The 232-nt window shown below is 43.1% G+C and carries 1 protein-coding gene; it reads left to right on the top strand.

Annotated features, from left to right (window positions below; translation table 11 throughout):
- On the top strand, positions 1-185 hold a 185-nt coding region (locus tag ACRHOZ_RS21570; RefSeq protein WP_431130466.1), incomplete at its 5' end, for a hypothetical protein.
- Positions 186-232: the final 47 nt, after the last annotated feature.

Below are 232 nucleotides of genomic sequence, written 5' to 3'. Positions count from 1 at the left end.
ATTATGATAATGATGGCAATACGGAAAGACCTCGTACATCAGGTGATTCCAACCCATTTCCACAATATGTGGAGAGAGAGCACTACGAGGACAATACAAAGTTGTTCGGCTCGACATACTTTAGTTACGAAATCTTGGATGGACTTACCGCAAAAACATCTCTGGGGATTACCTTAGAACAATGAACCCGAAGTAGATGGGACGGAACAAAACATCATGCAGCCGGTAAGAG

Source organism: Flagellimonas flava (assembly GCF_050617915.1).
Lineage (GTDB): Bacteria > Bacteroidota > Bacteroidia > Flavobacteriales > Flavobacteriaceae > Flagellimonas > Flagellimonas flava_A.
The sequence above is the reverse complement of the archived record's forward strand: the minus strand, read 5'-3'. Positions and strand labels throughout refer to the sequence as shown.